The sequence below is a fragment of the Spirosoma radiotolerans genome, assembly GCF_000974425.1.
Taxonomy (GTDB): Bacteria; Bacteroidota; Bacteroidia; order Cytophagales; family Spirosomataceae; genus Spirosoma; species Spirosoma radiotolerans.
In genome coordinates this window covers 1,190,154-1,204,835 of sequence record NZ_CP010429.1, presented here as the reverse complement: position 1 = coordinate 1,204,835, position 14,682 = coordinate 1,190,154, and the positions used below count along the sequence as shown (strand labels likewise).

The following is a 14,682-nucleotide window of genomic DNA, read 5'->3' as shown; positions in this document are numbered from 1 at the left end:
AGAAGTGCCATCCAGCATAATGAATGGCAACCCTACACCTGTTTAACAGCCTAAAAATTCACCTTCAGTGCATCCAAAAGTTATCGATTAAGTATAAACACTTAGCCTAAACCAAGTAGCACAAACATCAATATTATGCTGATAATCAACACAGCTTGTTTATTGTTTATAAATGTTAAAACGATCAGGCTCTTCCGAGTTACCTATGTATAAACAGGGCAATTACCTACGCTAAATTATTTATAAATTTTTCTCGTAGACGGGCAATAAATTGGGGATAACAATCAGCTAAAAAGCTAATTCGTCATCCCCAATTAATCAATCTTATTTAAAGATTAAGCCAGCCGGTTGATGCAGTTCAAATCTTCGAAAGCGATTTTTAACCGTTGCACCATGCTTTCTTCGCCTTTACGAAGCCACACCCGTGGATCATAGTATTTTTTATTTGGCGAATCAGCGCCTTCAGGGTTACCCAACTGCGATTGCAGATAGCCTTCTTTGGCTTTGTAGTACTTCAGGATGCCTTCCCACATAGCCCACTGCATGTCGGTGTCGAGGTTCATTTTAACGGCACCATAACGAATGGCCTCCCGAATTTCTTCCCGACTCGAACCCGACCCACCGTGGAACACAAAGTTCACCGGCAGCGCGCCCGTTGCATATTTCTCCTGAATATACTTCTGTGAGTTATCCAGAATGACAGGCGACAGTTTCACGTTTCCTGGCTTATACACACCGTGTACGTTTCCAAAGGCAGCCGCAATGGTGAAGTTCGGCGAGATTTTACTTAGTTCTTCATACGCATAGGCCACTTCAGAAGGCTGGGTGTAAAGTTTCGAATCATCAACATCCGAATTATCGACACCGTCTTCTTCACCACCCGTTACGCCCAATTCGATTTCAAGCGTCATACCGATTTTGGCCATGCGCTCAAAATATTTAGAGCAGATTTCGATGTTCTCTTCGATTGGCTCTTCCGACAAGTCGAGCATGTGCGAGGAATACAATGGCTTACCCGTTTGGTCAAAGTGTTTTTCACCCGCTTCGAGCAGACCGTCGATCCAGGGCAGGAGTTTTTTAGCACAGTGGTCGGTATGCAGAATGACCGGTACGCCGTACAGCTCAGCAACATGGTGAACGTGCAGGGCACCCGAGATAGACCCGGCAATGGCGGCTTGCTGTTTGTCGTTTGGCAGAGACTTGCCTGCGTAAAAGATTCCGCCACCATTCGAGAACTGGACGATTACCGGCGAGTTAACAGCTTTAGCCGTTTCCAATACGGCATTAACGGAGTCCGTTCCAACAACATTGACGGCAGGAAGGGCGTAATCATTTTCGTTGGCGTGACGGAAAATTTCGGTGACGCCTTCGCCGGTCACAACGCCGGGGGCAAAACGGGTGGCTACTTCACTCATAGTTAGGACTAATTTTGGATTCGTTCAAGAAATAGTTTACCGAAAATGAGGACGGCTAACCTATTTGACTTCGGAAGGTAAAGTTGGGGATATTGTAAAAAAAATACTAATCTTACCGAAATGCTTCTTGGGAAAACGAATGATTTATATTCGTTTTCCCATCTTTCTGCCAGAAGCAGAAAGACATGGCCCTGGCTCATCTTCGCCGATGATCAGGCCAGGCAGGTGAAGCGGCCCATAACCCGAGCAGGAACTTACAGCAGGAGGTATGATTTTTGTTAGGTATTCTAGGTAACTTCGTAAACATACAATACGCCATCGGTCATAAATCTATTTTCATGCTTCGTATCCTTTACATAATCTGCCTGCTGCTTTTGGCTATCGGATTTCGACCGGCGTGTGCTCAGTTGGCGCAATCCTTACGCCTTGAAATTCCCTCAGACCCAAACGAGGCCGAAGCATTTGATGTGACCCCACTGGACGAACGAGGCCTGTTGATGACAGTTCGTACCGGCAACTTCGTCGACAATACACCGGTTAAACTTAATTTCAGGCGATATGACGTTAACCTCAAATTACTCTGGCAGACCGAATTTAAACAGGATATTAAGTTCAGACAGGTGTCGACTTATGACTCCGACCGGTACGTGTATCATCTTTTTCGTGAATATGATTCGGATGAGTACCAATTTGTGCGGCTGCACCTCGACGATGGTGTTGTTGAGACGTTTGACGGTACGTTGATTGACCAGTTGGATGTTCAGCAGTTTAAGGTGATGGGAAGCCAGGCTTACGTGAGTGGGTATCATCACGGCCGTCCGGTAGTCATGTCTTTTTCTTTTTTCGACCGCACGGTCAAAGTGCTCCCTGGCCTATATGTTAACCGGATGGAGATCAGCAGCCTCGAAATCGATGAAGCCCGGCAAGAGGTGCATGTATTGGTTCATTCGCTTCGGCGTCACTGTAAATTCTCAATACGTACCTACAACTACGATAGTAAACTCATTCGAACGCTTGACTTCGATGGGGCGTCAAACAGCCTGATTTCTGGAAAATTGCTGCCTGTCAATCAACAGGAGTCGTTGTTAGTAGGCAATTACTCGACCGACTGCACCCCTTACTCACAGGGAATCTATGTGACACGCATTCATCACGGCGATACAGGTACTGAACCGGTTAGCGCTATGCAGTACATTGAGTTTTCGCAGCTTCAGAACTTTTTTAACTACTTAAAACCACAACGGCAGCAAAAATTGCTGGCCAAGGCACAGAAGAAAAAGCATGAAGGCAAAGATTATAAGTTTCGTTATCGGCTTCTGGTGCATGACCTGAAGCCTACCGCTGATGGCCTTACCCTTGTTGCCGAAGTCTACTATCCTCAATATCGGGGCAGTACGCTGGCGTATGGCGGCTACCTGCGCGGAAATGACCGCTACGAGGGCTTCCGCTACACCCACGCGTTTATTTGCCGGTTCGACAAAAAAGGCAAGCTCCTGTGGGATAATTGCTTCCCGATCAAGGAACTGGTCAGTACGGATTTAACCGAGATGGTCCAGGTCTCTCAGCAGGGAGATCGGGTTGTGCTGGCTTACCCGAGCGATGGCGAGATCACGACGGAAGTTATTGAGGGCAGTAAAATTCTCAAGGAAACGGAGAAATTTAAATTACAAACCAATGCCGAGAACGAAAAAGTAACATTTTCGGCCCAGGATAACCTGATGGCGTGGTATGGTCAGCATTTTCTAGCGTGTGGGTTCCAGAAAATAGCGCCTTCCAAAACAGCACAGCGGGATGTACCACAACGGGAGGTGTTTTACCTGAACAAGCTGACCTATAGCGAAGACAGCCCAAGCAGGGATTCTGGCAAGGCTACGACCCGAAAAAACGGCGGATCAGGACGATAACTAGGTTTAAAATAAGGCTGACGACAATACAGGTCACGATTGGGAAGTAAAAACCTCCGCCGTCTTTGCCTTCTACCCGAATATCACCAGGTAACCGACCCAGCCAACCGAGTTTGTCTCCGAAAAAGTAAATCACAAGGCCAATTAGCACGATTACGGCCCCGATCAGGATAATAGTTTTGCCAAATGAAGGTGTCATATCATTACTTACAAGTGTATGAAGAATAGACTATTCGTTTATTTTAAACGCAGTTGGCAGCTCATAAAATTTCAGCGAATAATCCTACGGCAATAGGTTGACAAGCCTTGCAGGTAAGTCGTTTCTCAAATAAATACAATATTTCCAAACTAATGCTTGCTTTTCGGATAATTTATCTGTACTTTTGCGTCAGATTTTACAAGCGACATCCGTTCGCGTCTCTGTTTCTCTCCTTTTTTACGTGTTGAGTTAGGTCTGGCAGAGCTTATGTACGGATGTACAGGATGGGTTTCTGTGTGGACGTCCCGCCGTGAGCGGGACCTTAGCGCGTGGGCTAATCGTCAATCAGTCGACCGGTAGATCCGGTTCGTTGTCTTTATTCCCCTTGAAGAGGTTCGGGGAGGTGGTCCTGTTGGGTCGTTGGGCAGCTTGGTTCGTTGGGCAATTCTCGCATTATCGCGCCGTTCACTGGCACATACTCGTCTTCGCTTGGATGATTTACGTATTTAATCATTTCCAAGTTAATGAAAACGAAAACAAATAAATCCGCCGATCAGGATGCACTCCTGGACATTGAAAAAATAGCCACGGAAATGGCCGCTAGTGCGGTCGCTCCAGCCGATGAGGCAACATCTGAATCTAAAACGGCTAAGGTTCCTAAGAAGAAAGTTGCCAAACCAGCCGTTGAATCTGAAACATCGTTTGATGATACCGCTACAGAACTCATTGCTGACGGCATTGCCGATAAGGTAGTGATCGTTGCCGATGAGCCCATGCCAACAGCCGACGCAGCCGCGCCAGTCGTTGCTACAGCCCCAAAAGCTGATCCGAATCAATTGTTATTCTCTGATCTGGCTATTTCGGCAGAACTGCTATCGGCCGTTACAGACATGGGTTTTACGAGCCCATCGCCGATTCAGGCAGAAGCCATTCCCCCTATTCTGGAAGGTCGCGATGTAATCGGACAGGCACAAACCGGCACCGGTAAAACGGCAGCTTTCGGTATTCCCGCGCTCGACCTGATCGACATTCAGGATCGTTCGGTGCAAACGCTTATTCTTTGCCCAACCCGCGAACTGGCGTTGCAGGTAGCCGAAGAAATTAAGAAACTGGCAAAATACAAGCGGGGCGTTCGGATCGAGGCTATCTATGGGGGCGACTCCATTGAGCGGCAAATCCGGTCTCTCAAAAGTGGTGTGCACATCGTTATTGGTACGCCCGGTCGCGTTATGGACCATATGGAACGTAACACGCTCAAACTCAACAACGTGAAGATGATGATTCTTGACGAAGCTGATGAGATGCTGGACATGGGCTTCCGCGAAGATATTGAGAGCATTCTGGAAGAAATGCCTGAAGAGCGGCAAACGATCCTGTTCTCGGCAACGATGTCGAAGCCGATCATGCAGATCACCCAGAAGTTCCAGAAAGATCCTGTCCTGGTGAAAGTTGTCAAAAAAGAACTGACAAACGTTAATATCGAACAGGTCTATTTTGAAGTAAAAGCGAAAGCAAAAGTGGAAGTGATGTGTCGTTTGATCGACATGTACGACCTCAAATTGATGTTGGTATTCTGTAATACGAAACGGAAGGTCGACGAAATCGTTGAAGATTTGCAAATCCGGGGCTATCAGGCCGAAGGCTTGCATGGTGATCTACGCCAGGCGCAACGGAACAACGTGATGAGCAAATTCCGGGCGGGCACAACCAACATTCTGGTAGCGACCGACGTAGCCGCTCGTGGTATCGACGTTGACGACGTCGATGCAGTTATCAACTTCGATATTCCCCTCGACGAAGAATATTACGTACACCGGATCGGCCGGACGGGCCGCGCGGGTAAATCGGGTCGGGCCTTCTCGTTTGTTGGTCGCGATGAGAAATATCGTTTCCGTGAAATCCAGACGTATACGAAAGTTAAGGTGGAGAAAGGGGTTATTCCTTCCTTCGAAGATATCGTTGGCGTACGGAAGGCTCGTTTCATCGAGCAACTCCAACAAACGATTCAGGAGAGTAAAGACCTGAACCTGTACGACGACTTACTGACGCAGTTAAATCACGCCGGTTTCTCGACTGAACAGGTTGTGGCTGCCCTGGTGAAACGGAGCATGGGTCTGGAGAAAAATGAGTTTGCCGATCAGAACCTCAACCTGGAAGATGATCGCCGGAATGGCCGCGACAAGTACGCGGATCGTGGCCGGGGTGACGGGGCCAGTCGTTTTGAGGATCGTCGGGGTGGCCGGAGCGACAGTTCGTCCCGTTTTGGGGATCGTCGTAGCGACGATCGCGGTGGGTCACGCTTTGGTGATCGCGATGGTGGCCGGAGCGACTCCCGTTTCGGTGATCGCCGGAGCGCTGGCGCTGAACGCCCTCGTTTCAACGACCGGAATGACGGTGGTGAGCGTAAGCCTTATTTCGAACGCGATGATCAGCGCGCACCCCGTGAGCGTGATGCCAACATGACTCGCCTGATGGTGAGCATTGGTCGGAAAGATTTCGTTCGTCCGGGCGACATCGTTGGTGCCATTGCTGGTGAAGCGAACATTCCGGGCAGCAGCATCGGTAGCATCGATATCTTCGACAAGTTCACCTATGTTGACGTACCGAAAGATGTAGCCAACCGCGTTGTCGACGCTATGGAAGGTAACACAATCAAAGGTCGCCGGGTTAATATTGAACTCGCCCGGTAATCCTTAAGTAGGTAAGCAAAATTATTTATAACCACATCGGACCGCCGAAGCGAAGGCACAAAGAGTACAGAGTTTTTTTACGACTCTGTGCTCTTTGTGCCTCCGCTTCGGCGGTCCGATGTGGTTGATATATGTAGGTTTTATGAAGAGCCCATTATTCTTCGTAATAGTAACCGAATATAATTCCCATTTCGTCTTCGCTGGTTAACCCAAAACTGACCGCCTTACCTGTGGTATTGTTGTACGTTATCTCGGAAATAAGCCCCTCCCCTTTTTGCAGTTCAATGGGCGTTTTAAACGTAACAATATCGGGATGCTCCCAATCGGTAGATGTATAAACGACTTCCCCATTCCGAGCGCCCCCTACTATTTTGATCACGAATTTCTCGCCCAGTTTATGCATGTGCGAAGTGAGCGTAAGTATCTTACGAGGCTTATTAAACGTAAACGACTTGGTTAGCGTCACACGCTTGTTGGCGGGAATAGTTAGGTTTGTGTTACTCAAATCCAGTGTCTGTACAATCTGCTTTACCTTCGACTTATCGACTGTGTACAGATTAATCTGGGCCTCTCCTTTCATAACCGTCGTCGTTTTATTGACGAAATGGGAGTTAAGGTCGAGCGAAGTCCCTGCCGGGATCAGCAACGCAGCTCCTTCGGGAAAAACATAGTCCTGATACTGCGCCTGTGAGCCCGCCAGATACACGTGGTTGGACATCGTCAGAGCCGTCAATATATTAAGGGAATTATCGGGATTGCGTAAGTCACGAATGTCGTTCAGATTCGGCAGCGCCGTTTTACTTCGAAAATCGTAGGCAACGAAATGGTGGCTGCCGCTCCGCATTTTCGTTTCATACCGATTCACGTAAATATCCTGCGTATTACCGACCATCCGCCGGGTGAATAACTCCCGCTCAAAGTTCGGCTGGATGTCAAACGAAGGCACAGCCATCTGAAACCCCGTTCCAGCAGCGGGCACCGTTAGTGGTTCATAGACGGTAGGCGTCACGGTTTTATCGTCCAGCAAAGTAGCCTCGGCGATTGTACCGGTTTTGGGCGCACCGGCATCAATCCACCGTCTGACAAACTCAACTTGTCCGTCAGACAGCAGAACGCCCCCCAACGGCATCGGATTGCCATATTGTTTGCCTGAATGATGGCTGGCTGTAGTAGTCAGTTTGTGGTAGAGCAGACTCTCCAATGACGCAAAGGCTTTCACCCGTTTTAGTCCGTCGGCTTTCGCATCGCTGTTTTTTGGATCAACGCCAACCAGATTCTGATACGCTACCCCGTCGGCCAGCACAAGTCCATGCTGAAAGAACGTAGCATCTTTTTCGGACAAATGGCAACCCGATGTGGCGCAGGTCGGCGTCAGGATTTTCTGCTGAATCAAATCGAATGATGACGTGGCAGCCGGTGCCTCAGGCTCTGTACTGCTTTTCGTACAGGAGGTTGTATGCAGCAGCAAAGCCAACACGCCAATAGGCAGGCCTAATCGGGTATAAGTCAGGAAGTTCATGTGTGCTAGGCGGGCAAAAAAGCCGTTGAAAGATACTATAATTTGCTCGCTATTCCGTCAAAAACGGAGGATAAAATCCTGCTTTGGCTGCTCCCGCCGAAAGAAGACCAGCCCTACCCAAAACAAATCAACCGTGACGCTGACAGCTGGGTGTGCTTTGATGTACCCCCATGCCTGCTCCATTTCGTCCGACCAGTGAATGTCGTCAAAGACAAATACCGTATCGTTGTGAATTTTGGCTAAACAAGTTTCAAAATAACGGACTGTGGGCTCGTAGCGGTGATTGGCGTCAAAAAAAACAAAATCAACCGAATCAAGAGCCGCCAGTTGGGGAGCCAGCGTCTCGTCCAGATTACCCACTACGATCGCTACATTCTGAATAGCCAATTGCTCAAAATTCTGACGCGCCACAGCCGCTGTTTCAGGGCATCCTTCAAAGGTGAGTACATGACCGCCATAAACCTTGGTCGCTTCAGCCATGTAGGCCGTCGTCATACCCAGGGATGTACCCAAATCCACGATGTTCCTGGCCTCAAACCGCTGAATGAGCCGAAACAGCAGTCGGCCAAACCGGGCGGTTTTCTGGGAGTTCCGGGCAATATCGCCCACAGTACGTTGCCGGGACTCGTTCACTTTAGACCCGGCCCCATAGTCAGCAATAGTAATGACCTGGCGACTTTTACGAAGTTCTTTACGCAAGGCCCGTATAGGGGCAAACAGGGCTTTCGAGCCGGTTTTTGCCCGAATAACCTGTGTATATAACGCAAACAGAAAGGGAGAATGAAGCGCGTGTTCGTCGCGGGCGCGACTCAGATACCGAAAATAAGCAAGCAGCAAGAATGAATCAATTTAACTTATAAGGCACAACCATTGTGAACTCAGGAATACTGACCCGTAGTTGTTTGCCGTCAATAATACGTTCGACGAGGTAGGTACCGGCCATTTTCCCAATGCTCGAACGCAGATTACAGCCCGACACATATTCATGGACCTCCCCCGGCTCCAGCACGGGTTGCAGCCCAACAACACCCTCTCCTTCGACCTCCCGAACGGTGCCATTGGAATCGAAAATCAACCAATGACGCCGAAGCAACTGAATAGTATAGTCGCTCGCGTTTTCGATGGTGATTCGATAAGTAAAAACATAATGCGCCTGGAGCGGACTAGAGTAATCAGCCTGATACTCTGTCTTCACGCTAACTTTTACGCCTTCTGTGACTGACGAAACCATAAATTAGTGTCGTTTTGCAACCTTACAACGAAAATTAGGTTTATTAGTTTTGTTACGCAAGGGCCGCTCTCAATTTTTTTTTCGGGAGGGGATTCTGGCGTTTGTAGGCCTATAATGCCTAAACACTCTTATCAGTTCCTTCATGAATGTATCTATTGCCGAATCCTGGCGAAATCGGCTCCAACCCGAATTCGACAAACCTTATTTTGGCGAGTTAGCTCAATTTCTGCGACATGAATACAGTACGCAGCGTGTTTTTCCTCCCGGCGCGTTGATGTTCAATGCCTTCAACAAATGTAGTTTCGACGATACCCGCGTTGTCATTCTCGGCCAGGATCCTTACCACGGCGAAGGGCAGGCCAATGGGTTGGCTTTCTCGGTAGCTGATGGTATAACAAAACCGCCATCATTGGTCAACATTTTTAAAGAAATCCAGGATGATCTGGGCAAGCCCATTCCTAAATCGGGCAACCTGGAACGCTGGGCCAGCCAGGGAGTTATGCTCTTAAACGCAACATTGACCGTACGGGCCGGTCAGGCGGGTTCGCACCAGGGAAAGGGTTGGGAAACGTTTACCGACGCTGTTATCAAACTCATTTCGGATGAGAAAAAGTACGTCGTTTTTATGCTTTGGGGCGCTTATGCCCAAAAGAAGGGCGCTATTATCGACGGCAAGAAACACCTGGTTCTGAAAGCGAAACATCCGTCACCCATGGCCGCTAATTACGGCGGCTGGTTTGGCAATAAGCATTTTAGCCAGGCAAATACGTATCTGGAAAGTAAAGGATTGCCGCCTGTGGAATGGTAAAGTATCTAAATGAAACAGGCGGGCCATTTGGCCCGCCTGTTTCATTTAGTCATTAGTCAATCGTTCTGAACAGTCGGTTCCAGCGGATTTTATTCCAGGCATTGGCCGGGTTCGGGTCCAGCGACATCCAGACAAACACGGCCTTGCCCACAATATGGTCTTCGGGGACAAACCCCCAGAAACGGGAGTCGAGCGAGTTGTCGCGGTTATCGCCCATCATAAAATAGTAGTCCTGCTTGAAGGTGTATGACGTAATAGGCTGCCCGCCAATTTTGATTACATCCGGCGCTACCTCTACTTTTTCGTTGTCTTCATACAACTGAATGACCGGGCCGTAAAGAGCAATCGTCTGTGCATTGAGTTGAATAGTCGCTCCCTTTTTCGGAATCGTGATTGGGCCGAAGTTGTCGTGATTCCATTTAAACGTTGGCGTACCATAAATCATTGGCGCCATCTCGCCCGGCTTATCGGACATGGGTTCAACGCCTTTCACAAAATCAAAGCTTTTGAATTTAGCAATGACGTCCTGCGTCGTGTTAACGCTATAGCCGACCATAACCGAGGTTTTAGTCGAATCGTTATATTGCTCCAGCGGTTTCCAGTTCTCGGTTGGCTGACTTGGGTCGCGGTAATCGTTCACAATGTCGTACTTACGAAAGAACGTTGCGTCGAGGACTTCGGTCGTTTTGATAAAGTATTTCTGCTCCGAACGGGGTGGCGTTGGAAACGGCTTTCCATTGATGAACACCTCGCGTTGCCGAACCTCAAGTACATCGCCGGGAATACCGATACACCGCTTGATGTAGTTCGTTTTTAGATCAACGGGGTAGTCGATATTGTCGTTCAGGTATTTGGGTGGTACGTTAAACACGACCACGTCTCCATTTTTTACATGGGTGAAACCCGGTAACCTATAAGAAGGCAATTGAATAGCCGTGCTATAAGACGGAATGTTGGTTCCCCATATTTTCTGATGCGTCAGCGGTACCTGCAATGGTGTACGAGGTGTGCGGGTGCCATAATGCAACTTACTCACAAACAGGAAATCGCCTACCATCAGGCTATTTTCCATCGATGGCGTTGGAATCGTGAAGGCTTCCATAAACAACCAGCGGATAAGCGTGGCCGCGACAACGGCAAACAGAACGGAATCGAACCATTCCCGAATGGGCGATTTCCTGGCTTTAGCCGGTCTAGTTTCGGCCTTCGTTTGAGTTACTGACACGTTTACTGAATGATGAATGATAAATGATAAATTATGAATGGGTTGTCGGACTATGCACGATTTGCTACGAAATTACGAAGATGAACTGGTTTTTAGCTAACCGCTCATCATTCAATTCCCCAACAGGTCATCCATCCCGAATATACCCTCACGACCAACGAGCCATTCAGCCGCCACAACAGCGCCTAAAGCAAAGCCCTGCCGACTGTGTGCCACATGCGAGATCTCAATCTGGTCAACGTCAGAGTCGTAGCGAACCGTATGCGTACCCGGCACGGCACCTTCACGAAACGACTGAATTTCAATAGCATCTTCGCCTACCGGCTGTGGCGCATGACCCGCTTCGTTACTAATCCAACGGCGTTTGCTAGCCAGCTGTTCCATAACACCCTCGGCCAGAGTGATGGCGGTTCCGCTGGGCGCGTCTTTCTTTTCTGTATGGTGAATTTCTGTCATTGACACATGATAAGACGGATATTTCCGCATGAACTGCGCCAGGACTTTATTCAGTCGAAAAAACAGATTAACGCCAATGCTGTAGTTAGAGGCATAAAAAAACGCGCCTTTTCTGGTTTTACAAAATTCTTCAATGTCGGCCCGGCGGTTCAGCCAGCCCGTTGTACCACAAACGACCGGCCAGCCACGTTCCAGGCAATAGGTAATGTTTTCGGCTGCCGACTCGGGTGAGCTGAATTCAATAACGACGTCGACGGCGTCGGAGGCAAGGTTGGTTAACTCAGCGTGGTTGTTCGCATCGATTCGGGCTGCAATCTGGTGTCCTCGCTCAAGCAAAATCTGCTCAATCGTTTTACCCATTTTGCCATAACCCAGCAGAAGAATATTCACTTGGTGTTGGGGTTTACGGTTTGTAGTTTACGGTTGGCTGACGCGCCCAGTGTACCTGCGTCAGCCAACCGTAAACTACAAACCCAGTCATTTAAACGTAAACGCCACCCGAACCGCCGGGATAAAACCCATTCCAGGGGCAGGTAGCACATTGGGTTCGACGGTCATCGAAATGTCGTCGGTTAAATCAAACGTCTTCAGATGAGCGGCTACATTGGCTTCAACAATATTTAGTGCCCACAAAACACCGGACAAAAGCAGGTTCAGATCCCGATAACGCCGAAACGTATCATAGGCATTTTTGGCGTTGGCCGTCGTTCGAAAAACAACTTTATTATCGTTGAACGGGCTTACCCCAATTAACACCTCCTCTACTTTAATGTACTGATCCGGCGTGTTAATTAGAGGTCCTCTGATATCCGGGTATAGAGTGGGGTTGAGTTCAGCCTTAAATCCATCGCCTACTTTATCGCCATAAAGCAAACGTCGGTAGCCCGTTTCGGCTTGTTTAGCCAGGCCTCTGTATTTGACAAATAGATAGCCCATTACCCCAAATCCAACATAGATAAACGGTATTTTGTAATACTGCCGGTTATAGGCCTGTCCTAAACCAGGCAGCACCAACGACCGCATTGTCGCCTTTTTCGGGATGATCTTGTGGATTTTAGCTTCCTGCCTAGCCGATACCTGCACCGTGTCGGGCGTATCGAGCGAGGTGGAATCATCGTCTGTCAGCACTGATTTCCCAACCTGAATCTGAACACCGTTACGGCGTATCGTTGACGGAATGGTGTCAAAGGCTGACTCCCCTGTTCGGCTCGAATCAATAGCGGCTGGCGTTGGGGCCGGGCGAATAGCCGGCCGTTGCGCAAACGCGGTAGCGATGGGCAAGCAGAACAGCAGGGTGATTATCAGTAAGAAGAAAGACTGCTTCATGCCCAAACAACGGCCCGTGACCTATTTTTCGGGCCGTTCGTTCACCTTTTAAGGTAATTTAACAGAGTTATGCTTGTGAGTTCAGTACTTCCAGGATCTTGGCCAATTCTTCCTGAGAGGTAAACGGAATCTTTATTTCGCCCTTGTGCTTCTCATCGGCTTTGATGGATACGCGGGTACCGAACATAGAAGACAGCTTGAACTGCAGGCTTCGCATTTCCTGCTTAGGCAGGGTAACGCTGCGTGTAGGGGCCAGTTCGCTGGCATCATCGGATAAATTCCGAACCGCTTCTTCAACCTTCCGCACCGACCATTCTTCATCGACAGCTCTGGTAAAGAGCCGTATTTGTGTTTCTGGATTTTCGATGTTGATAATGGCGCGGGCATGGCCCATCGAAATACGATTGTCACGCAGCGACGCCTGAATGACGGGCGGGAGCTTCAGCAGCCGGATGTAGTTGTTAACGGTTGTGCGGTTTTTACCTACCCGCTCACCCAGTTCCTCCTGCTTCAGGCTACATTCGGTAATGAGCCGCTGGTAGCTGAGCGCAATTTCTATGGCATTCAGGTTTTCCCGCTGAATGTTCTCGATCAACGCCATTTCCAGCATTTGCTGGTCATTGGCCGTCCGGACATAGGCTGGAATGTGGCTCAGACCAACAATTTTGGAAGCCTGCAGACGCCGTTCACCCGCAATAAGCTGATACCGTTCCTTTCCTAACTGACGGACCGTAATGGGTTGAATAATTCCTTGTGTCCGAATTGAGTCGGCCAGTTCCAGCAGCGCTTCTTCATCGAAACGCGTTCGAGGCTGAAAAGGGTTTGTTTCAATCAACGACAAACTGATTTCAGTCATCGTACCGATCGACTCAAATGGGGACGGCTTCGATTGCCGACTGACCGATTCACTATCGTGCAACAAGGCACCCAAGCCGCGGCCCAATCCTATCATCTTCTTATTCGGTGCTTTGGTGTTGTCCATACGTAAAGATGTATGCTATAGGATGTATGATATATGTATGAGTGCCTGTGCGCATACACCCTATAGCATATATCATACCTCATTTAAGCTTCCTGTGGCATCATGCCATTCTTAATCAGAATTTCGCGAGCCAGATTCAGGTAACTGACGGCTCCTTTGCTGTCGGCATCCTGCGCCAGAGCAGGTACGCCAAAGCTGGGCGATTCGCTCAGCCGAATGTTACGCGGAATGATGGTACTAAAAACCATTTGCTGGAAATGGCTTGTGACCTCACCAACGACCTGATTGGATAGCCGAACGCGCAGGTCGTACATCGTCAGCAGAATACCCTCAATCGCCAAATGCGTATTGAGTCTCGATTGAATAATCTTAATGGTATTGAGCAGTTTACCCAGACCTTCCAGGGCGAAATATTCGCACTGAACCGGAATGATCACCGAATCGGCCGCAGTCAGGCTGTTAATTGTAATCAGACCAAGTGATGGCGAGCAGTCGATGATAATGAAATCGTACTCGTCGCGAATGCTGTCGAGCGTCGTTTTCATTTTATCCTCCCGATTCTGGAGGTTGATCATCTCGATTTCGGCCCCAACGAGGTCGATATGTGATGGCAGCAAATCCAGATTCGGAAAATCGGTCTGAATAATAGCATCCTGAGGGCGAACGCCCTCAACCATACATTCGTAAATACTGTTCTCGATTTCTTTCGGATTGTAGCCGAGCCCTGACGTGGAATTCGCCTGTGGATCAGCATCAACAATGAGCGTCTGAAATTCGAGGGCGGCCAAACTGGCGGCCAGGTTGATTGTTGTTGTGGTTTTACCGACGCCCCCTTTTTGGTTGGCGATAGCAATGACTTTACCCATGGCTCTGTACGATGCAGGTTCAAAGATGCCGGTTAGTTTTCACGAAAGCAAGAACTGTTTC

The 14,682-nt window shown here is 48.8% G+C and carries 13 protein-coding genes; 3 read left to right on the top strand and 10 right to left on the bottom strand.

The window, feature by feature from the left end:
• Positions 1 to 335: 335 nt before the first annotated feature.
• Positions 336 to 1,415 carry a class II fructose-bisphosphate aldolase gene (gene fbaA, locus SD10_RS04630; RefSeq protein WP_046375897.1) on the bottom strand — a complete coding sequence of 360 codons (1,080 nt, stop codon included), beginning with the start codon at positions 1,413 to 1,415 and terminating at the stop codon, positions 336 to 338.
• 338 nt (positions 1,416 to 1,753) lie between these two features.
• On the opposite strand from fbaA, the gene SD10_RS04625 reads away from it, so the two are divergent.
• On the top strand, positions 1,754 to 3,319 hold the full coding sequence (locus SD10_RS04625) for a hypothetical protein (protein WP_046375896.1): 1,566 nt from the start codon (positions 1,754 to 1,756) through the stop codon (positions 3,317 to 3,319).
• Here the strand turns inward: SD10_RS04625 and SD10_RS04620 are convergent.
• Positions 3,285 to 3,518 carry a DUF2905 domain-containing protein gene (locus SD10_RS04620; protein ID WP_046375895.1) on the bottom strand — a complete coding sequence of 78 codons (234 nt, stop codon included), beginning with the start codon at positions 3,516 to 3,518 and terminating at the stop codon, positions 3,285 to 3,287. The two genes, SD10_RS04625 and SD10_RS04620, sit on opposite strands and share 35 nt — an antisense overlap.
• A gap of 524 nt (positions 3,519 to 4,042) precedes the next feature.
• On the opposite strand from SD10_RS04620, the gene SD10_RS04615 reads away from it, so the two are divergent.
• On the top strand, positions 4,043 to 6,208 hold the full coding sequence (locus SD10_RS04615) for a DEAD/DEAH box helicase (RefSeq protein WP_046375894.1): 2,166 nt from the start codon (positions 4,043 to 4,045) through the stop codon (positions 6,206 to 6,208).
• Between the two features lie 154 nt (positions 6,209 to 6,362).
• Here the strand turns inward: SD10_RS04615 and SD10_RS04610 are convergent, their stop codons facing one another.
• From SD10_RS04610 to apaG, 3 genes are read right to left on the bottom strand one after another with little or no spacing between them, the layout of a single operon-like run.
• Complete coding sequence (locus SD10_RS04610; protein WP_046375893.1) at positions 6,363 to 7,727, bottom strand: monooxygenase; 1,365 nt, start codon at positions 7,725 to 7,727, stop codon at positions 6,363 to 6,365.
• Between the two features lie 57 nt (positions 7,728 to 7,784).
• The gene (locus SD10_RS04605) at positions 7,785 to 8,564 is read right to left on the bottom strand and encodes an O-methyltransferase (protein ID WP_046375892.1); all 780 of its coding nucleotides are present in this window, start codon (positions 8,562 to 8,564) and stop codon (positions 7,785 to 7,787) included.
• Between the two features lie 7 nt (positions 8,565 to 8,571).
• On the bottom strand, positions 8,572 to 8,958 hold the full coding sequence (apaG, locus tag SD10_RS04600; RefSeq protein WP_012924864.1) for a Co2+/Mg2+ efflux protein ApaG: 387 nt from the start codon (positions 8,956 to 8,958) through the stop codon (positions 8,572 to 8,574).
• A 142-nt stretch (positions 8,959 to 9,100) separates the two neighbouring features.
• On the opposite strand from apaG, the gene ung reads away from it, so the two are divergent.
• The gene (gene ung / locus SD10_RS04595) at positions 9,101 to 9,766 is read left to right on the top strand and encodes a uracil-DNA glycosylase (RefSeq protein ID WP_046375891.1); all 666 of its coding nucleotides are present in this window, start codon (positions 9,101 to 9,103) and stop codon (positions 9,764 to 9,766) included.
• Positions 9,767 to 9,818: 52 nt separating this feature from the next.
• On the opposite strand, the gene lepB is transcribed toward ung, so the two are convergent.
• The 5 genes from lepB to SD10_RS04570 all read right to left on the bottom strand — a co-directional run bounded on the left by lepB (position 9,819) and on the right by SD10_RS04570 (position 14,621).
• Positions 9,819 to 10,991, bottom strand: a complete 1,173-nt coding sequence (gene lepB, locus SD10_RS04590; protein ID WP_046375890.1) for a signal peptidase I — start codon at positions 10,989 to 10,991, stop codon at positions 9,819 to 9,821.
• A gap of 111 nt (positions 10,992 to 11,102) precedes the next feature.
• Positions 11,103 to 11,837 (bottom strand): 4-hydroxy-tetrahydrodipicolinate reductase, encoded by a 735-nt coding sequence (gene dapB / locus SD10_RS04585; RefSeq protein WP_046375889.1) that lies wholly within the window; start codon positions 11,835 to 11,837, stop codon positions 11,103 to 11,105.
• Positions 11,838 to 11,924: 87 nt separating this feature from the next.
• A complete protein-coding gene (locus SD10_RS04580) occupies positions 11,925 to 12,773 on the bottom strand; it encodes a DUF5683 domain-containing protein (RefSeq protein WP_046375888.1) in 849 nt (282 codons plus the stop codon).
• A 67-nt stretch (positions 12,774 to 12,840) separates the two neighbouring features.
• Positions 12,841 to 13,755: a ParB/RepB/Spo0J family partition protein gene (locus SD10_RS04575; protein ID WP_046375887.1), complete on the bottom strand. Its 915-nt coding sequence runs from the start codon at positions 13,753 to 13,755 to the stop codon at positions 12,841 to 12,843.
• Between the two features lie 83 nt (positions 13,756 to 13,838).
• The gene (locus SD10_RS04570) at positions 13,839 to 14,621 is read right to left on the bottom strand and encodes a ParA family protein (protein ID WP_046375886.1); all 783 of its coding nucleotides are present in this window, start codon (positions 14,619 to 14,621) and stop codon (positions 13,839 to 13,841) included.
• Positions 14,622 to 14,682 lie beyond the last annotated feature (61 nt).

What these genes read in the sequence shown, in the direction of transcription:
- SD10_RS04615 (WP_046375894.1), top strand. Translation starts at nt 4,043, where the DNA reads ATGAAAACGAAAACAAATAAATCCGCCGATCAGGATGCACTCCTGGAC.
- ung (WP_046375891.1), top strand. Translation starts at nt 9,101, where the DNA reads ATGAATGTATCTATTGCCGAATCCTGGCGAAATCGGCTCCAACCCGAA.
- fbaA (WP_046375897.1), bottom strand. Translation starts at nt 1,415, where the DNA reads ATGAGTGAAGTAGCCACCCGTTTTGCCCCCGGCGTTGTGACCGGCGAA.
- SD10_RS04570 (WP_046375886.1), bottom strand. Translation starts at nt 14,621, where the DNA reads ATGGGTAAAGTCATTGCTATCGCCAACCAAAAAGGGGGCGTCGGTAAA.
- apaG (WP_012924864.1), bottom strand. Translation starts at nt 8,958, where the DNA reads ATGGTTTCGTCAGTCACAGAAGGCGTAAAAGTTAGCGTGAAGACAGAG.
- SD10_RS04575 (WP_046375887.1), bottom strand. Translation starts at nt 13,755, where the DNA reads ATGGACAACACCAAAGCACCGAATAAGAAGATGATAGGATTGGGCCGC.
- SD10_RS04620 (WP_046375895.1), bottom strand. Translation starts at nt 3,518, where the DNA reads ATGACACCTTCATTTGGCAAAACTATTATCCTGATCGGGGCCGTAATC.
- SD10_RS04580 (WP_046375888.1), bottom strand. Translation starts at nt 12,773, where the DNA reads ATGAAGCAGTCTTTCTTCTTACTGATAATCACCCTGCTGTTCTGCTTG.
- SD10_RS04610 (WP_046375893.1), bottom strand. Translation starts at nt 7,727, where the DNA reads ATGAACTTCCTGACTTATACCCGATTAGGCCTGCCTATTGGCGTGTTG.
- SD10_RS04625 (WP_046375896.1), top strand. Translation starts at nt 1,754, where the DNA reads ATGCTTCGTATCCTTTACATAATCTGCCTGCTGCTTTTGGCTATCGGA.